General features: G+C 43.9%; 1 protein-coding gene. It reads left to right on the top strand.

From position 1 onward, the window contains the following. Positions 1–1,619, top strand: a 1,619-nt coding sequence (locus WBA89_RS03290; RefSeq protein WP_424404050.1) for a WD40 repeat domain-containing protein, incomplete at both ends; no start/stop codon positions are given.

Below are 1,619 nucleotides of genomic sequence, written 5' to 3'. Positions count from 1 at the left end.
CTTATCTCTCCCCAACCAATCTCAAACCTCTTTCTCTCCCCCTTACCAAGGGGGGGCAGGGGGGGGTACAGCCGATGATACTCCCGAACAAACAGAATTGCGACTGAGCGGCTTAGTAGTAAAACGAGCCGGAAAATTAACCGTATCCAACCGCATTTATGCAGCTATATTCAATCAAAACTGGGTAGAAAAAGCACTCTGTGACTTGCGCCCCTATGCCGAATCGCTAACAGCATGGATAGCATCAGATTGTCAAGATGAATCTCGCTTGTTGCGCGGTCAAGCACTGGAAGAGGCTAGAGAGTGGTCGGCAAATAAGAGCTTGAGCGCGCAAGATTATCAATTTTTAGGTGCTAGTCAAGAAGCGGAATTTGCCCGATTTCGCGATCGCGAAAAACAAACTAAAGCTGAAATGGAGCAACTGCGCCGCGAAAAAAAGTTACTAGAGGAACTAGCAGAAGCACAAAAACAGAAAAGAATTACTCAATATAAGTTATGGCGCGAGTACAACCTCAGATTAGCAACTATTACAGGGGCCGCAGCAATATTAATATCAATCCTGATTGTAGCATTTTGGGTGAAACCGTCAATCGAAGAAAGAAATAACAAAATTCTGACTCTCAGCGTACTATCAGAAACGCTATTTGCTGCTGGCAAAAAACATGAAGCTTTGCTAGAAAGCATCAAGGCGGCTACTGAAATTAAGCGATCGCTCGGAGTGAGTTCAGAAATTCAGACGCGAGTGGCGATCGCCCTAGAACACGCAGTTTTCAGCTTCACCGCACGCCGCACTTTCCAGAGTCAAGCCAGCAATCTTGCTTTCACCAGCTTCAGTCCCGACAGCAAAATACTGGCTACGGCTACCGATGACAATGATATCAAACTTTGGCAAACTAATGGAACTTTACAAGCAACATTGACCGGGCATACAGATAAAATTATAAGTGCAATCTTCAATCATAGCAGTCAGATAGTTGTTTCCGCCAGCGACGACCAAACTGTCAAGATTTGGCAAAATAACGGAAAATTGATGCACAATTTAAAAGGACACAGCGCTAAATTAACCAGCGTTTGTTTGAGTCCAGATGGTAAAATAATTGTTTCAGCCACTGCCGACGGAACTGTTAAACTCTGGCAAATTAACGGGCAAGAATTGTTAAGTTTTAAAGTAAATCAAGGTTGGATAACCCGCGCTACTTTTAGTCCAGACGGTCAGATACTTGCGGCGGCTGGTACTGATGGCATTGTTAAACTTTGGAGTTTGACAAAGGTTGTGGAAAAATTGCAAAAACAGCAGTCAATCGAGGCAAGTAGGGATATCAAATTGCTCAAAATTTTACACGTGGAAAGTGATAAAATTATGAATGTAACTTTCAGTCCCGACGGTGCAATGCTAGCGGCTGCAAGTGCTGGAGGAACTGCAAGACTTTGGAGAAAAGACGGCACGCCGGTGAGTATTTTGCAACATACAAGTGGATTGACAAATATTAGCTTTAGTCCCGATCGCCAAATACTGGTATCGGCGAGTGCAGACAAAATGGTGAGACTGTGGAAAGTTGACGGTACATTGATTAAAACTTTAAAGGGACACAAGAGTGCTGTGTGGAGTGCCAGTTTTA

The organism is Microcoleus sp. (genome assembly GCF_049646505.1).
Classification (GTDB): Bacteria; Cyanobacteriota; Cyanobacteriia; order Cyanobacteriales; family Microcoleaceae; genus Microcoleus.
This window is presented reverse-complemented; position numbering and strand designations above follow the sequence as displayed.